This window comes from Photorhabdus tasmaniensis, assembly GCF_011189505.1.
GTDB lineage: Bacteria > Pseudomonadota > Gammaproteobacteria > Enterobacterales > Enterobacteriaceae > Photorhabdus > Photorhabdus tasmaniensis.
Map to the genome: position 1 here is coordinate 1 of NZ_PUJU01000163.1, position 1,094 is coordinate 1,094.

Sequence of the window (1,094 nt, forward strand, 5' to 3'; positions counted from 1 at the left end):
CTGCTTGTTCTTGATAAGTATGTTGATTTCTCGGCACTGGCTGACACCATAGACCGTGTCGCACCACGTATTATTTCTCCCAAAGGGGGACGCCCGCCATTCCCGACTGAGGTGATGGTTCGCATCATTATCCTGAAACATTTCCATCATCTTTCCGATGAAAAGATGGAATATCAATTGCTTGACCGAATGAGCTGGCAACGTTTTTGTCGCCTGACCGATGTCATTAATATTCCAGACCGTAACACGATTTGGTGTTTCGAAAAACGGATTGGGCAGGAAGGTGCCAGCGCGTTGTTTGAAGAGGCGAAGCATCAGCTTTCGGCACAGGGACTCATTCCCAGAGGAGGTCAAATCATTGATGCCACGTTGCTCCCAGTGCCTAAGTAGCACAATAGGAAGGAAGAGAATGAACAAATCCGTCAGGGTAAAACGCCGGATAACGGGACAGCAAACAAACGATGCCAGAAAGACACCGAGGCAACCTGGACGAAAAAGCACGGTAAAAGTTATTTTGGCTATAAGCTTACCATTAGTGTCGATACAAAATATAAAGTGATCCGCCACATCGCGACAGGAACTGCTGCTGTCCATGATAGCCTGTTTTTTGAAGCCGTTTTGGATCGGTCAAATACAAGCCGGGACATTTATGCGGATAAAGGGTATGCCAGCCAGATGCGTGAACGTGCGCTGAAGGAACAGGGCTATCGTGTTCATATTCAGAGGAAAGCATCACGTAATAAGCCCTTATCAGATTGCCAGAAAGGCCGAAATAAGAAAATAGCGAAAACCCGGGCACGAGTCGAACATATCTTTGGCTCATTCTCTCAGATGGGTGAAAAATTTATCCGAACGATAGGCCAGCTGCGAGCCAATTTTGCGATGATGATGAAGGCCACCTGCTATGATTTGCCACGTTTGGTTTATTTTGGGAAATCCGGCATTCATGCTTTTTAATTCCGGTATGTGATGAAAAAGCGATGAGTTTATTTTTTCCGCTGAAAAAGCAAGAAAAAGTCATACACAATAAGGTCATTTATTGGTGAGTGCAAAATTGATCTTATTTTTTGTATTGAGAGTTTTTAGAGGTTCCC

General features: G+C 44.8%; 1 pseudogene. It reads left to right on the top strand.

From position 1 onward, the window contains the following. Positions 1 to 957 (top strand): annotated as a pseudogene (locus C5471_RS23325) (IS5 family transposase); the annotation flags it as partial. Between the last annotated feature and the right edge of the window lie 137 nt (positions 958 to 1,094).